Here is a 412-nt window from a genome sequence, read left to right as displayed (position 1 = left end):
CTACGTCCCCGGCGGCCGCTCGGTCTACCCCTCCTCCGTCGTGATGAATGTCGTCCCGGCCCAGGAGGCGGGCGTCGAGGGCATCGCCGTGGCCTCCCCGCCGCAGAAGGAGTTCGACGGCCTCCCGCACCCCACGATCCTCGCCGCCTGCGCCCTGCTCGGCGTGGACGAGGTGTACGCGGCGGGCGGCGCCCAGGCCGTCGCGATGTTCGCGTACGGCACCGAGGACTGCGCCCCGGTCAACCTGGTCACCGGCCCCGGCAACATCTATGTGGCCGCCGCCAAGCGCCTCCTCAAGGGCCGCATCGGTATCGACGCCGAGGCCGGGCCCACCGAGATCGCGATCCTCGCCGACCACACCGCCGACCCGGTGCACGTGGCCGCCGACCTGATCAGCCAGGCCGAGCACGAC

At 73.3% G+C, this 412-nt stretch carries 1 protein-coding gene; it reads left to right on the top strand.

Features of this window, described 5'->3' with window-relative positions:
* Positions 1-412: histidinol dehydrogenase (locus RM812_RS42600; RefSeq protein ID WP_311586455.1), on the top strand; the 412-nt coding region annotated here is incomplete at both ends.

It is taken from the genome of Streptomyces lancefieldiae (assembly GCF_031845825.1).
GTDB classification, from domain to species: Bacteria; Actinomycetota; Actinomycetes; order Streptomycetales; family Streptomycetaceae; genus Streptomyces; species Streptomyces lancefieldiae.
Note: the sequence above shows the minus strand (reverse complement) of the source record. Positions and strands in the feature narration are given on the sequence as shown.